This window comes from Burkholderia pyrrocinia, assembly GCF_022809715.1.
GTDB classification, from domain to species: domain Bacteria; phylum Pseudomonadota; class Gammaproteobacteria; order Burkholderiales; family Burkholderiaceae; genus Burkholderia; species Burkholderia pyrrocinia_C.
Genome location: NZ_CP094459.1, coordinates 3,554,597 through 3,568,784, shown reverse-complemented (window position 1 = coordinate 3,568,784; position 14,188 = coordinate 3,554,597). Strand labels below are relative to the sequence as shown.

The 14,188-nt window shown below is 67.8% G+C and carries 12 protein-coding genes; 3 read left to right on the top strand and 9 right to left on the bottom strand.

Annotation, left to right across the window (positions count from 1 at the left end; translation table 11 throughout):
- The first annotated feature begins 57 nt into the window (after positions 1–57).
- Both MRS60_RS16535 and MRS60_RS16530 read left to right on the top strand, forming a co-directional pair.
- Positions 58–897 (top strand): polyphosphate kinase 2 family protein, encoded by an 840-nt coding sequence (locus MRS60_RS16535; protein WP_034179342.1) that lies wholly within the window; start codon positions 58–60, stop codon positions 895–897.
- 40 nt (positions 898–937) lie between these two features.
- Positions 938–1,711, top strand: coding sequence for an exodeoxyribonuclease III (locus MRS60_RS16530; RefSeq protein ID WP_034179341.1), 774 nt, complete (start codon positions 938–940; stop codon positions 1,709–1,711).
- Positions 1,712–1,843: 132 nt separating this feature from the next.
- Here the strand turns inward: MRS60_RS16530 and MRS60_RS16525 are convergent, their stop codons facing one another.
- Complete coding sequence (locus MRS60_RS16525; protein WP_105389505.1) at positions 1,844–2,896, bottom strand: NAD(P)-dependent alcohol dehydrogenase; 1,053 nt, start codon at positions 2,894–2,896, stop codon at positions 1,844–1,846.
- Between the two features lie 229 nt (positions 2,897–3,125).
- On the opposite strand from MRS60_RS16525, the gene MRS60_RS16520 reads away from it, so the two are divergent.
- The gene (locus tag MRS60_RS16520) at positions 3,126–4,094 is read left to right on the top strand and encodes an AraC family transcriptional regulator (RefSeq protein WP_243565006.1); all 969 of its coding nucleotides are present in this window, start codon (positions 3,126–3,128) and stop codon (positions 4,092–4,094) included.
- 21 nt (positions 4,095–4,115) lie between these two features.
- On the opposite strand, the gene MRS60_RS16515 is transcribed toward MRS60_RS16520, so the two are convergent.
- The 8 genes from MRS60_RS16515 to argB form a co-directional block, all read right to left on the bottom strand.
- Positions 4,116–5,168 carry a M48 family metallopeptidase gene (locus tag MRS60_RS16515; protein WP_243565005.1) on the bottom strand — a complete coding sequence of 351 codons (1,053 nt, stop codon included), beginning with the start codon at positions 5,166–5,168 and terminating at the stop codon, positions 4,116–4,118.
- Positions 5,158–6,579 carry an AmpG family muropeptide MFS transporter gene (locus MRS60_RS16510; protein WP_105389508.1) on the bottom strand — a complete coding sequence of 474 codons (1,422 nt, stop codon included), beginning with the start codon at positions 6,577–6,579 and terminating at the stop codon, positions 5,158–5,160. Before MRS60_RS16510 ends, MRS60_RS16515 begins: the two co-directional genes overlap by 11 nt.
- Before the next feature lie 96 nt (positions 6,580–6,675).
- Positions 6,676–7,284: a methionine biosynthesis protein MetW gene (metW, locus tag MRS60_RS16505; protein ID WP_034179337.1), complete on the bottom strand. Its 609-nt coding sequence runs from the start codon at positions 7,282–7,284 to the stop codon at positions 6,676–6,678.
- Positions 7,281–8,426: a homoserine O-succinyltransferase MetX gene (metX, locus tag MRS60_RS16500; protein ID WP_034179336.1), complete on the bottom strand. Its 1,146-nt coding sequence runs from the start codon at positions 8,424–8,426 to the stop codon at positions 7,281–7,283. The genes metW and metX overlap by 4 nt, the downstream gene beginning before the upstream one ends.
- Positions 8,427–8,687: 261 nt before the next feature.
- The gene (locus MRS60_RS16495; protein ID WP_243565004.1) at positions 8,688–11,624 is read right to left on the bottom strand and encodes an autotransporter outer membrane beta-barrel domain-containing protein; all 2,937 of its coding nucleotides are present in this window, start codon (positions 11,622–11,624) and stop codon (positions 8,688–8,690) included.
- Positions 11,625–11,854: 230 nt separating this feature from the next.
- Positions 11,855–12,520, bottom strand: a complete 666-nt coding sequence (slmA, locus tag MRS60_RS16490) for a nucleoid occlusion factor SlmA (RefSeq protein WP_034179334.1) — start codon at positions 12,518–12,520, stop codon at positions 11,855–11,857.
- Positions 12,487–13,278: a pyrimidine 5'-nucleotidase gene (locus tag MRS60_RS16485; RefSeq protein WP_243565003.1), complete on the bottom strand. Its 792-nt coding sequence runs from the start codon at positions 13,276–13,278 to the stop codon at positions 12,487–12,489. Before MRS60_RS16485 ends, slmA begins: the two co-directional genes overlap by 34 nt.
- Positions 13,275–14,174 carry an acetylglutamate kinase gene (gene argB / locus MRS60_RS16480; protein WP_006490510.1) on the bottom strand — a complete coding sequence of 300 codons (900 nt, stop codon included), beginning with the start codon at positions 14,172–14,174 and terminating at the stop codon, positions 13,275–13,277. Before argB ends, MRS60_RS16485 begins: the two co-directional genes overlap by 4 nt.
- Between the last annotated feature and the right edge of the window lie 14 nt (positions 14,175–14,188).

The following is a 14,188-nucleotide window of genomic DNA, read 5'->3' as shown; positions in this document are numbered from 1 at the left end:
CCGTCGCGTTTGGTGGGTGCGTTATCGTATGCACCACACCGCCCAACGGAGGAACGCATGGCGAAACAACCGTCGCTCGACGATTTCCGCGTGCCGTACAGCACGCGCGAGAAGGAAGCCGCCGCATTCAAGCTCGATGCGTTCGACCCGGCCGCGAAGCCGTTCTCGTCCGGTTCGAAGGATGCCGACCGCGAACGGCTGTCGGCCGTGTCGATCGAACTCGACACGCAGCAGGAGCGCCTGCACACGCAGCAGAAGAAGCGCGTGCTGCTCGTGCTGCAGGGGATGGATACCAGCGGCAAGGACGGCACCGTGCGCGCGGTGTTCCGCGAGGTCGATCCGCTCGGCCTGCGCGTCGTGTCGTTCAAGGCGCCGACGCCGATCGAAGCCGTGCACGATTTCCTGTGGCGCGTACACGCGCAGGTGCCGGCCGCGGGCGAGCTCGCGATCTTCAATCGCAGCCACTATGAAGACGTGCTGGTGCCGCGCGTGCTCGATACGATCGACAGCAAGGAATGCGAGCGCCGCTACCGGCAGATCCGCGATTTCGAGACGATGCTGGTCGAGAACGGCACGACGATCGTCAAGTGCTTCCTGCACATCTCGAAGGACGAGCAGCGTGCGCGGCTGCAGGCGCGCATCGACGATCCGACCAAGCACTGGAAGTTCGACATCTCCGATCTCGACGCGCGCAAGCACTGGGACGCGTACCAGTCAGCGTACCGCGACGCGCTCGCCGCGACGTCGGCCGAGCATGCGCCGTGGTACGTGATCCCGGCGGACTCGAAGACGCACCGCAACGTGATGATCGCCGAGCTGCTGCTGCGCACGATGACCGACATGAAGCTGGAATTCCCGCCGCCGAAGCCCGAGCTCGAAGGCGTGAAGATCCGTTAAGCTGCCACCCTGTAAAACATCGAACTGAACGGAACCCGACATGATGCGAGTGATTACCGCCAACCTGAACGGCATCCGCTCCGCCGCGAAGAAGGGCTTCTTCGACTGGCTCGGCGAGCAGAACGCCGATTGCGTGTGCGTGCAGGAAATCAAGGTATCGGCCGACGACCTGCCGGCCGAATTCGTCGAGCCGCACGGCTTCAGGAGTTATTTCCACCACGCCGAGAAGAAGGGCTACAGCGGCGCGGGCGTGTACAGCCGCCACGAGCCCGACGACGTGATCATCGGCTTCGGCAGCAGCGAATTCGATTCCGAGGGGCGCTACGTCGAGGCGCGCTACGGCAAGCTGTCGGTCGTGTCGGTGTACGTGCCGTCCGGCTCGAGCGGCGAAGAGCGCCAGCAGGCGAAGTACCGCTTCATGGACGAATTCATGCCGCACCTCGCGCAGCTCAAGAAGAAGCGCGAAGTGATCCTGTGCGGCGACGTGAACATCGTCCATAAGGAAATCGACATCAAGAACTGGAAGAGCAACCAGAAGAACTCGGGCTGCCTGCCGGAAGAGCGCGAGTGGCTCACGAAGCTGTTCGACGACGTCGGTTATGTCGACGTGTTCCGCACGCTCGACCAGCGCCCCGAGCAGTACACGTGGTGGAGCAACCGCGGCCAGGCGTACGCGAAGAACGTCGGGTGGCGGATCGACTACCAGATCGCGACGCCGGGCGTGGCCGGCACCGCGAAGAGCACGTCGATCTTCAAGGACATCAAGTTCAGCGATCATGCGCCGCTGACGGTGGACTACGACTACAAGAAGTAACCGCCGGCGCTACGCAGCGCGCGTAGCGGTCGAACCATCCGGCCGCCGGATGCAAAACGGGCCGCATGTCGAACATGCGGCCCGTTTCGTTTCTGCTCCGGTGCGGCGATCGTGCATGCCGCCCGGCGACGCTCACTGCTTGATCGACGCCATGTCGATCACGAACCGATACTTCACGTCGCTCTTCAGCATCCGCTCGTAGGCCGTGTTGATCTGCTGCATCGGAATCGTTTCGATATCCGACGTGATCCCGTGCTGCGCGCAGAAGTCGAGCATTTCCTGCGTTTCCGCGATCCCGCCGATCAGCGAGCCCGCGAGGCGGCGGCGCTTGAAGATCAGGTTGAACACCTGCGGCGACGGATGGTCGTGCTCCGGCGCGCCGACCAGCGTCATCGTGCCGTCGCGCTTCAGCAGGTTCAGGAACGGGTTCAGGTCGTGCTGCGCGGCGACCGTATTCAGGATGAAGTCGAAGCTGTTCAGGTGCGCGTTCATCTGCGCTTCGTCCTTCGAGATCACGACTTCGTGCGCGCCGACGCGCTTGCCGTCGTCGATCTTCGACGGCGACGTCGTGAACAGCACGACGTGCGCGCCCATCGCACGCGCCAGCTTCACGCCCATGTGGCCGAGCCCGCCGAGGCCGACGATGCCGACCTTCTTGCCGGGGCCGACGTTCCACTGCCGCAGCGGCGAGTAGGTCGTGATCCCCGCGCACAGCAGCGGCGCGGCGCCGGCCGGGTCGAGCGTCTCCGGCACGCGCAGCACGAACGCCTCGTCGACGACGAGCTGCGTCGAATAGCCGCCGTACGTGACGTCGCCCGTCACGCGATCCTGGCCGTTGTAGGTGCCGACGAAGCCGTTCTCGCAATACTGCTCGAGGCCCTCGGCGCAGCTCGCGCAGGTGCGGCACGAATCGACGAGGCAGCCGACGCCGACCAGCTCGCCGACCTTGAAGCGCGATACCTGCGGGCCGGTCGCGGTCACGCGGCCGACGATTTCATGGCCCGGCACGACCGGATAGATCGTGTTGCGCCATTCGTTGCGGGCCTGGTGCAGGTCCGAGTGGCAGACGCCGCAGTAGAGGACGTCGATCTGGACGTCGAGATCGCGCAGCGCGCGACGCTGGAATTCGAACGGGGCGAGCGGCGATTGCGAATCGGTCGCCGCGTAAGCGTAGGTGGTGCTCATGCAGGGGGCTCCTTGTCCGGGAAAGACATCCGGCGAAACAGACTGCCGTCGCACCATGTGGCGATGCGGCGAGGCAGGACGTCATCGTAAGGAGCACGGCGCCGCGGCGAAATACACGAAGGTCTGGAAGATTTGCCTATTCCTCTCGAATTGCACGCGAACGGCCGTCAAAACACATTCAAGGTGCTACATTTCGAGCCAGATTCTCTTGCCGGACAGGACCACGCCGATGAGCTTCCAGCCCCTTTTCGCCGACACGGGCGAGCGCGTGCGGCGCCGCATGATCGAACTGCACACGCGCCTGGCTCCAGACGAGGGCGACACGCTCGCGGCGCTCGACGGCGTGCGCTTCATCCGCGTGAGCCGTCCCGTGCCGCGCATGCCCGTGCTGTACGAACCGAGCATCATCGTCGTGTGCCAGGGGCGCAAGCTCGGCTATCTCGGCGACCGCTCGTTCGTCTACGACGCGCAGCAGTATCTCGTGCTGTCGGTGCCGCTGCCGTTCGAATGCGAGACCTTCGCGAGCATGGAGGAGCCGTTTCTCGCGATCTCGATCCGCGTCGATCTCGCGGTGATCGCCGAACTCGCGATCCTGCTCGACGAGACGCTCGGCGCGGCCGCCAGCGAGCCGCTCGGCGTCTATTCGACGCCGCTCGACGCGCCGCTGGCCGACGCGGTGGTGCGGCTGCTCGAAACGCTTGCGTCGCCGCACGACACGCGCGTGCTGGGGCCGGCGATCATGCGCGAGATCGCGTATCGCGTGCTGACGGGCGCGCAGGGCGACGCGATCCGCGCGGCGCTCGTGCAGCAGCATCATTTCGGCCGCATCGCGAAGGCGCTGCGGCGCATCCACGTCGACCTGAAGGCCGACCTCGACGTCGAGACGCTCGCGCGCGAGGCCGGAATGAGCCTCGCGGTGTTCCACGCGCAGTTCAAGCACGTGACGGCGACGTCGCCGATGCAGTACGTGAAAGCTGCGCGGCTGCATCAGGCGCGGCTGATGATGGTGCAGGACGGAGTCGGCGCCGGCACGGCCGCTGCGCGCGTCGGTTATGCGAGCGCGTCGCAGTTCAGCCGCGAGTTCAAGCGGCTGTTCGGCCGCAGCCCGGGTGACGAGGTGCGCTGGATGCGCGAGAGCGGCAGCCGTCCGGCGGGCGCGGCGTCGGCCAAGCCGGCCGCGGCGGACGTCGGCGCATAAACGATCGGCGTCGCGCGCCGCTCAGCGCCGCGCGACCTTGCGCCGTTGCGCGCTGATGCCCGCGTAGTCGGGCAGCGTGTCGACGCGTTTGCCGATCGCCTTCGCGTATAGCGGCATCAGGTCCGGCAGGCGGTTCAGCAGATCCTGGCGCCGGGCCGTGCTGTACGGGTGCGTGTAGATGAAGCCCGACGCCTTGTTCGCGCGTGTCGCGACCGCGAGCTTGTCCCACAGCGTGATCGCCGCGCGCGGATCGAAGCCCGCGCGGGCGGCGATGTCGCCGCCGATCACGTCGGCTTCGGTCTCGTCGGTCGGGTCGTAGTGGAGCGCCTGCAGGCGCTCGCCGAGGTTCAGTGCCTGCGGCAGCGGATCGCCGACGCCGAACAGCGGCGGCAGCGTAGCCGCGCGCAGCGACGTCTGCGAGGTCGCGCTGAAGTTGCTGCGCGCGTGTTCGCGCAGCGCGTGCGCGATGCCGTGCGCGAGCAGCACGCCGAACTCGTCGTCGTTCAGGCGGATGCGGTCGAGCAAGCCGCCGTACACGAGCACCTTGCCGCCCGGCAGGCAGGTCAGGCGGATGTCGCGCGAGCGGATCGCGTTGACGTCCCACGCCCAGTTCTTCACGCGATCGTTCCACTTCACCGAATACGGCGCGAGCTTCGCGACGATCGCGCGCAGGCGCTTCACGCGCGGCTGGGTCGCGGGCAGCAGGCGGTTGCTGTCGGCGGCCGCCTGCACGATCTGCGCGTATTCGTTCCCGGTGAGCTGCTCGAGCAGCGGTGACGGAAGCAGCGTGCGGAACGCGATCTCGTTGCCGTAGCGGACCTGCTGCGGCGTCGGCGTATACGCCTTCGTCGACACGGCGCCGCCGGTCGGCTGCGCGGCTTCGGCGGCGGACGGCGCGACGGGCGCGGCCGAAGTTGCCGGCGTGGATGGCGTTGCCTGCGCAGCGGCCGGCGCGGAGCCTGCCGCGGCCGCGCCGGTGTCGGCTGCGTGCGCGAACCCCGCGGCGAGTGCCGCGGCACCGACGCTCAGCGAAGCCGCAACGCGCGCGACGCGGTGCAGGCGCTTACTGAGCACGGCTGGCCTCGCCGTTGCGGGCGGCACCGTTCCACGGCGCGATCCTGAACAGCAGCAGCATGCCGGGAATCGCGAGCGCGGTGCACACGATGAAGTAGTCGAACCAGCCGATCTTCGCGACGATGAAGCCGCTCGCGGCCGATGCGAGCGTGCGCGGCACCGATGCGAGGCTCGTGAACAGCGCGAACTGCGTGGCCGTGTAGCGCGGGTCGGTCGTGCTGGCGATATACGCGACGAACGCGGCCATCGTCAGGCCCGTCGTGAAGGTTTCGACGCCGTAGACGATCGCGAGCGCGACCGTCATCGGGCTGAATTGCGGCGCGACGGCAATGCCGAACACCGACAGCGCCGATGCGATCGCATGGCTCGTCGAAACGGTGAAGTCGTAGAGCACCGCGAGCACGGGCGAACCGGGGCCGAGCTGCGCGAGCCACGCGAAGCCGAGCGTCGACACCATCTGCAGCGCGCCGAAGATCCACAGCCCGCGGCCGATGCCGATCTTCACGAGCCAGACGCCGCCGATGATGCCGCCGGCGACGCTCGCGACGAGCGCGGTGGTTTTCGCGACGATGCCGATCTCGGTGCGCGTGAAGCCGATGTCGAGGAAGAACGACGTCGACAGCGTGGTGGCCATCGTGTCGCCGATCTTGAACAGGAAGATGAACGCGATGACGAGCAGCGCGCCGGTCCAGCCGTCGCGCTGGATGAATTCGCGGAACGGCAGCACGATCGCGTCGCGCAGGTTGCGCGGCGGTGCGCCGACCACTTCGGGCTCGCGCACGACGAGCGTCATCAGGATGCCAGGCAGCATGAACGCGCCGGTGATCGCGAACACGACGTCCCACGGCATGTGATCGGACAGGATCAGCGCCAGCGAGCCGGGGATCAGCGCGGCGAGCTTATACGCGTTCACGTGCACCGCGTTGCCGAGGCCCTGCTCGGTGTCGCGCAGCAGTTCGCGGCGGTACGCGTCGATCACGATGTCGGAACTCGCGCCGAAGAACGCGACGAGCGTAGTGAGCGCGGCGACCGTCCAGATCGAGTCGCGCGGCGACACGAAGCCGAGCGTGGCGATCGCGCCTGCGACCAGCACCTGCGTGAGCAGCATCCAGCCGCGCCGGCGGCCCGGCTGCCAGCCGGGCAGGCGCGGCAGGTAGCGGTCCATCAGCGGCGCCCACAGGAACTTCCACGTATACGGGAACTGGATCAGCGCGAACAGGCCGATTTCCTTCAGGTTCACGCCCTCGGAGCGCAGCCATGCCTGCACGAGGTAGACGAGCGTGAACAGGGGCAGGCCCGACGTGAAGCCCAGGAACACGCAGATCAGCATGTGCGTGTTCAGATAGGCTCGCCAGCCGGGGTGATCCTCGTGAGCGGTGAGTGCGGGCGCCTCGTGTGGCGTTTTCGACATGGACTGGAACTGGGTAGCGTTGACTGATTGCGGCGGCAGCGCGCGGTGGCGGGAGCAGCGCGGGCCGGGCCCGGCGTCCGTCAACGGCCCCCCGGCTCAGCTGCGCTTGACGCGGTAGACAGCAAGACTACCACGCCAGTTCGCTCCCCATCGAATCGGCTGGCCTTCGTGCAGCACGACGCGGTCGAGGATCGTGACGCCGACTTCGGGCGCGAGCGCCTCGAAATCCTTGATCGTCAGCACGCGCACGTTCGGCGTGTTGTGCCACTGGTACGGCAGCGATTTCGACACGGGCATCCGGCCGTGCAGCACCGACAGCCGGTGCGGCCAGTAGCCGAAGTTCGGGAACGACACGATGCACTCGCGGCCGACGCGCGCCGTCTCGCGCAGGATCGCGGCCGTCTGGTGGATCGTCTGCAGGGTTTGCGACAGGATCGCGATGTCGAAGCTGTGGTCCTCGAACAGGCGCAGGCCGTCCTCGAGATTCTGCTGGATCACGTTGATGCCGTTCTTCGCGCTCGCGAGCACGCCCGCGTCGTTCAGCTCGATGCCGTAGCCGGTGACGTCCAGCTCCTCCATCAGCAGCGCGAGCAGCGAGCCGTCGCCGCAGCCGAGGTCGAGCACGGTCGAGCGCGGCTCGACCCAGCGTGCGATCGTGCGGAAGTCCGCGCGCGCGGACAGGGAATTCAGCGCTTGCTGGTTCATGCGCCCACCTCGTTGGCGATTCGTTCGTAATACGCGCGAATCAGGTTGTGATAGCGCGCGTCGTCGAGCAGGAACGCGTCGTGACCGTGCGGCGCGTCGATCTCCGCGTAGCTGACCGTGCGCTTGTTGTCGAGCAGCGCCTTCACGATCTCGCGCGAACGCGCGGGCGCGAAACGCCAGTCGGTCGAGAAGCTCGCGATCAGGTATTTGGCCTGCGTGCGCGCGAGCGCGGCCGTCAGGTTGCCGTCGAACGCCTTCGCCGGATCGAAGTAGTCGAGCGCGCGCGTGATCAGCAGGTAGGTGTTCGCGTCGAAATAGTCGGCGAACTTGTCGCCCTGGTAGCGCAGGTACGACTCGACCTCGAACTCGACGTCGAAGCTGAAGTTGTACGCGTCGAGCGCGCCGTCGGCGCGGCGCAGCGCGCGGCCGAATTTCTCGGCCATGTCGTCGTCGGAGAGATACGTGATGTGGCCGATCATCCGCGCGACGCGCAGGCCGCGCTTCGGCTTCACGCCGTGCGCGTAGTAGTCGCCGCCGTGGAAGTCGGGATCGGACAGGATCGCCGAGCGCGCGACCTCGTTGAACGCGATGTTCTGCGCGGACAGCTTCGGCGTCGACGCGATGTCGATGCAGTGCGCGACGCGCTCCGGATACATCAGGCTCCATGCGAGCGCCTGCATCCCGCCGAGGCTGCCGCCCATCACCGCGGCGAAGCGTTCGATGCCGAACGCATCGGCGACGCGCGCCTGCGCGTGCACCCAGTCCTCGACGGTGACGACCGGATAGCGCGCGCCGTACGGCTTGCCGGTCGACGGATCGGTGCTCATCGGGCCGGTCGAGCCGAAGCACGAGCCGAGGTTGTTCACGCCGATCACGAAGAAGCGGTTGGTGTCGAGCGGCTTGCCGGGGCCGACCATGTTGTCCCACCAGCCGGTGCTGCGCGGATCGTCTGCATAGACGCCGGCGACGTGATGCGACGCGTTGAGCGCGTGGCAGACGAGCACCGCGTTCGAGCGCGCGGCGTTGAGTTCGCCGTACGTCTCGACGACGAGTTGATAGTTGCCGATCGTGCTGCCGCTTTGCAAGCGCAGCGGTTCGGCGAAGTGCATGGTCTGTGGAGCGACGATGCCGATCGATTCCATTCGTTCCGCCTTATGACTGGGCGGCTAAATGGTGTCGGCGATGCGCGGAGTCGGAGATGCGCGGCTGACGACCTCTTTAGCCGCATTTGTAGTGAACCGCCGGGGCAAAGACAAAATCAAGGCTCCGGCCGGTTCGCGCGCCCGCAATCGAGTCAGCAAATCGGCGCGCTTCCGACCTGCCGCCGAGGGGGCGGCAGGTCGGCAAAGTATAGCGGAAATCCGGATCGCGCGAATTTCCCCGGCCCGCTGCCGGTGGCTGTGTCACCAGCGGTATTTCGCCGCGAGTTGCCCCTTGACCACCGAGTAGTCGGACAGGTTGCCTTCCACGCCGATGCTGGCCGAGACGGCGAAGCGCCTGGCGATCTGTCCGGTGGCGCCGATCCGGAGTGCCACGCGATCGCGCGGGACGCTGAACGAGAATGCGTTGCCGTCGAGCGCCAGCGAGCGCGACCCCGGGCCGTGCCACCAGTTCGCTTCGATGAACGGCCGAAGCTCGCGGCCGGACGACATTGCCGTCACGCCGTGCACGCGCACGCCGACGCGGGTCAGCACGTCGGTCGAGCGCTGCGTGTCGAGCCGGCCGCCCGGCGCGGCGTGCGCGGCCGCGCGGTAGTCCGTCACGACGAGCTGCGCTTCGGGTTCGACGAAGAAGCGCGTGTCGCCGCTGCGGTGGAACAGGAACGAATGGCCGGCCTCGAGCGAACCCGTGACGGTGCGCGAGCGATAGGAATCGCCGGCGAGGCTGCCGCCGACGTGGTTCGCATACGCGCCATACATGACCCACGCATCGACGTACGGGCCCGACAGGATGTCGCGGTTGCCGTACCAGGTGCCGTACAGCCCCGCGTTGTAGCCCGATACGCTGCCGCGCGCGGTGGCGTTCGTCATGCGCTGTTCGATCGGGTTCCACAGCGGCCGCGTCGACCAGTTCGTCTGGCTGCCGTACAGGCCCATCGCGCCGATGCGTACGCTGCCGCCGCGGCCGTCGTCGAACCGGAACAGGTCGGCGCCCGCATGAATCAGGCGGCCGTTGCCCGATACGCTGCGCGCACCGCCCGACATCGACATGAACTGCCCCTCGGCGCGCAGCCAGACGGCGCCGTCGAGCGCGCGCGGTGCCGCCTCCGTCGCGCGCAGCGAGCTGTCTTCGCGCTGGTGCAACGTATGGATCGCCATCGTGGCCGCCGCATCGGCGTTCGCCAGATACGCGTCGGGCTCCGGTGCGGCGGCGCGCTGCGGCGGCGGCTCGATTTCCGGCTGGACCGGCGGATCGGGGTCGACGAGGCCGGGTGGCGAAGGCGGTTCGGGTTTCGCGGCGGAGACCAGATGCCAGTCGTCCGGCCGACCGCCGTTCCCGCCGCGCTTGAGCATGTAGTCGTAGCCGCCGGCGGACAGCGTGCCGAAGCCCTGCCGGTAGCCGTCCGATGCCGCGTCGAGCGCGAAGGCCGCGGCATCGGTGGTGCCGCCGTTGCGGGTTTCGACGATCGGGATGCCGACCGTCGTCTGCGCGCCTTCGCCGCTCGTGCGCTTCACGACGACCCCGGTATGGCCGGACGCGTGGCCGCCGTCGATCACGAGCCGGTCGGTGGGCGACGCGTCGTCGCGCAGCGCGGTATGGATGACCAGCTTGCCGTTGCGGGCCGCGTAGTCGCCGTTGACGACGAGCGTGCGCGGCGCGGGCGGCGTGCCGGCGTCCGGCGCGGCGAATGCGATCGTCGAGTCGTTCAGCGCGACGGATCCGACCGACGAATCGGCGGTGACGATCCAGCGGCTGTCGGTATCGAGCGACAGCGTGCGGACGGCGTCCGTTGCGCCGCGCCATGTAGACGCGCCGGACAGCGCGACGTCGGTCACGGCGGAGGTCGGGCTGCCGTCGTCGGTCGGCTGGTTCACGATGTCGCCCGCCGCTTGCGCGCCGGTGCCGAGCGTCAGGCGCACGGGCGCGCCCGACTGGGCCCGGACCGACAGCAGCGTGCCGGTGCCGCTGGCGGCGCGGGCGCCGTTCTGCAGCGTGACCTCGGCGTCGGACGCGTCGATGGCCGCATGCCGTTCGCTGAAGAGCGAGCCGCCGTCGGCCGTCAGCCTGCCGCCGTGGACGCTCGCGGCAGGCGCGGCGTCGCCGGTCGCGCGGGCATCGGTGCGCAGCAGGTCGATGCTGCCGCCGGCGCTTGCATGGAGCGCTGCGGCCTCGTTGCCGTGCGTCTCGACGGTTGCGTCGACGAGCGACGCAACCGACCCCGTGCCGGCGGACATCGCACCGCGCGCGCGCTCGCCGGTCGTCACGATGCCGCCGCGTGTCATCGTGACCCGGCCGCCGAGCCGGGCCAGTGCGCCGACTGAACGGGCGCCGGTGGTTGTCACCTGCGTATCGATCGCGTCGATGGTCGGGGTGTCGGTATATTCCATCGACGCATACAGCCCGTGTGCGCTGCGGCCGTGCGTGACGACTTGCGTGCGCGCGAGTTCGACGCGCCCTTCGCGGGTGTCCACGCCGAGCGCGTAATCGCCAGCGGTTTCGAGGCGGCTGTCGGCGAATGAGACCGCGGACGCGTTCGGCAGGTACAGCGCCGACGCATAGTCGCCATCGGTCCGGATACCCGTGCGATTCAGCGTCGCACGGACGCCGTCGTAGCTGATGGCCACGCCATGGGCATACAGGCCGCTGGTGCGAATCAGCGTGTCGGCGACGTCGATGACGCCGCCCGGCACGTAGTTCGCCAGGATGCCATACGCCTCCTTGCCCCGCGTGACGATGACGCTGTCGGCGATGCGGAGCCGGCTGTCGGCGCTGTAGACGGACGCACCGTGCGAATAATCGCCGTCGGTATCGATCGAGATGCGTTCCGCGCTCGCGCTGCCGCCGTATCGGATGTCGATGCCGGCACTGGAGGTGCCGCGGGTGCGGATTTCAGTATCGTTCAGCGTGACGCTCGAGCCGGCGCCTAGCGCGGCCGCGCCCGCCGCGAAATAGGCGGTGGAGAACACGCGCGTCTTGTCGGTCGTCACCAGCGTGCCGCCATTGACGGCGGAAAGCACGGCCTTGCCCGGTTGTGTCGTCGAATATTCGCCCGGTGCGATTTCAAGCGCGACGCCGTCAGCCTGTTGCGGCCCGCCGTTGGTCACCTGCGCGGCCGACGGCCATGGTATTGCCGCCCCCGCAAGCAATGCCGAATGGGCGAGGCGTCGGGCTGCCCTCATCCGGGAATGTCGGAATCTGCGATTCACCATTTCACCTGAATTTATCTATGGTAGATAAATTTAACTCGTGAGACGGCGGTGTGAAATTGGACGAGTTCGAATTCGCGGGGGGCATTCGCTGCCGGCAGAAGCAGGCGGGAAGGTGCGAGCCGACGGGGCGGAGCGGCCGCACCGTCCGGCGTCGAATGCGCGAAACCGGTGTGCGTTGCCGGACAGGGGCAGGCGCGGCGCTACTGCAGGATCAGCCGCAAATGCGCGTCGGCCTGCTCGCCGGGCGGCTTCTGGAACCCGCCCTTCGCAAAGCGGTGCCATCTGCCGATCACGTAGCTGACGAGCAGGCTCGCGCGGGCGGCCGGATCGTAATCGGCCGGCAGCGCGAACGGCGCCGCGCCGTCCGGCGGCGCATTTGCTTCGGTGCGCGCGACCCGCAGGCACTGCTTGACGGTCGCTTCGATGCGGTCGAGCAACTGGTTCACGCGCTCGGTGAGCCGCTCGTCCTCGCCGACCAGCGCCTCGCCCGTCAGCACGCGCGTCATCCCCGGGTTCTTCGCGGCGAAATTGAGCATCGTCAGCGCGATCGTGCGCGCCTGCTGCACGCCGTTCGGCTCCTTCGCGACGATCTGGTTGACGAGGCCGAACAGCGACTGCTCGATGAACTCGATCAGCCCTTCGTACATCTTCGCCTTGCTCGGGAAATGGCGGTACAGCGCGGCTTCCGACACGTCGAGCCGGGCCGCGAGCGCGGCCGTCGTGATCTTCTCGCGCTTCGGTGCCTCGAGCATCGTCGCGAGCGTCTGCAGGATCATCACGCGGCGCTCGCCCGGCTTCGGGCGCGGGCGGGCGGGTGTGGCCTGGCCTTCCGTTACGGCTTGGTCCTGCGGGTAAGTCGGCTGCATTTCTGTCGCCCCGATCGTGTGCCCAGTCGCAGCGATTTTAACGAACGAATCCGCTGGTCGACATAATGCGGGCGCCCGGTGCCCGGCAAATGGCCGGGCAGGTGGCCGGTGATCCATACCGTGCCGATGCCGAGACGCTTGTAGCGCTTCAGGTGGTCGCGCGTATCCTCGACGAGGATCGCATCCGAAAAGCGAGCATGCGCGGCGCGCAGCGTCCGGCGCAGCATCGTGTGGTCGGGCTTCGCGCGCCACGTGCGGCGGTCGCGCATATGCTCGATCGCGATCACGCGCTCGAACAGCCGTTCGATGCGCAGTTCGCGCAGCACCGCGCGCGCGTAGTTCTCCGGCGCGTTGGTCAGCACGAACTTGCGGCCCGGCAGTGCGGCGACGATGCGCGCAAGGCCGCGCTCGGCGCGCACCATGGCGGGAAGGTTGGTGAACGTGTGGACCGCGCGCAGGAAGTCGTGCGGATCGATCGTATGATGGCGCGTGAGGCCGAGGAGCGCGGCGCCGTAGCGCTGCGTGTAGCCGGTGCGCAGGCGGTCGGCTTCGGCGCGTTCGACGTTGAGTGTGTCGATGATGTATTGCGTCATCGCGCGGTTGATCTCGGGAAAGATCGCGTGCGATGCGTGGTGCAGCGTGTTGTCGAGATCGAACAGCCAGACGGGCGCGCCGGCGCGCGGCCGGCTGCGCGAGATGCGCCGGCGCCGCAGCGGGGCCGGCAGGTCGGGGCTGGCGGTCTTGCGGCGCGCGCTCAATGCGAGCGGATCATCGTGCCGAACGGCTGCTCGGTCAGGATTTCCAGCAGCACCGAGTGTTCGATCCGGCCGTCGACGATGTGCACCGACTTCACGCCGCTCTTCGCCGCGTCGAGCGCCGACGAGATTTTCGGCAGCATGCCGCCGGAGATCGTGCCGTCCTCGAACAGCGCGTCGATCTCGCGCGCGGACAAATCGGTCAGCAGGTTGCCGTCCTTGTCCATCACGCCGGGGATGTTGGTCATCATCAGCAGCTTCTCGGCGTTCAGCACCGTGGCGAGCTTGCCCGCGACGAGGTCTGCGTTGATGTTGTACGACAGGCCGTCTTCGCCGAAGCCGATCGGCGAGATCACCGGGATGAACGCGTCGTCCTGCAGCGCCTTCACGACCGCCGGGTTGATCGCCTCGACTTCGCCGACCTGGCCGATGTCGATGTACTGGCCCGGGTTGTCGCGGTCCGGCATCAGCAGCTTGCGTGCGTGGATCAGGCCGCCGTCCTTGCCCGTCAGGCCCACCGCGTGGCCGCCGAAGTGGTTGATCAGCATCACGATGTCCTGCTGCACTTCGCCGCCCAGCACCCATTCGACGACTTCCATCGTCTCTTCGTCGGTGACGCGCATGCCCTGGATGAAGGTGCCGGCCTTGCCGATCTTCTTCAGCGCATGATCGATCTGCGGACCGCCGCCGTGGACGATCACCGGATTGATGCCGACCAGTTTCAGCAGGATCACGTCGCGCGCGAAGCCTTGCTTGAGCCGCTCTTCCGTCATCGCGTTGCCGCCGTATTTGATGACCACGGTCTTGCCGTGGTAGCGGCGGATGTACGGCAGCGCCTCGGCGAGGATTTCTGCTTTCAGCGTCGGGGCGATCTGCGAGAGGTCGATGGGCTCGGACATGGCGGCGGCTCAGG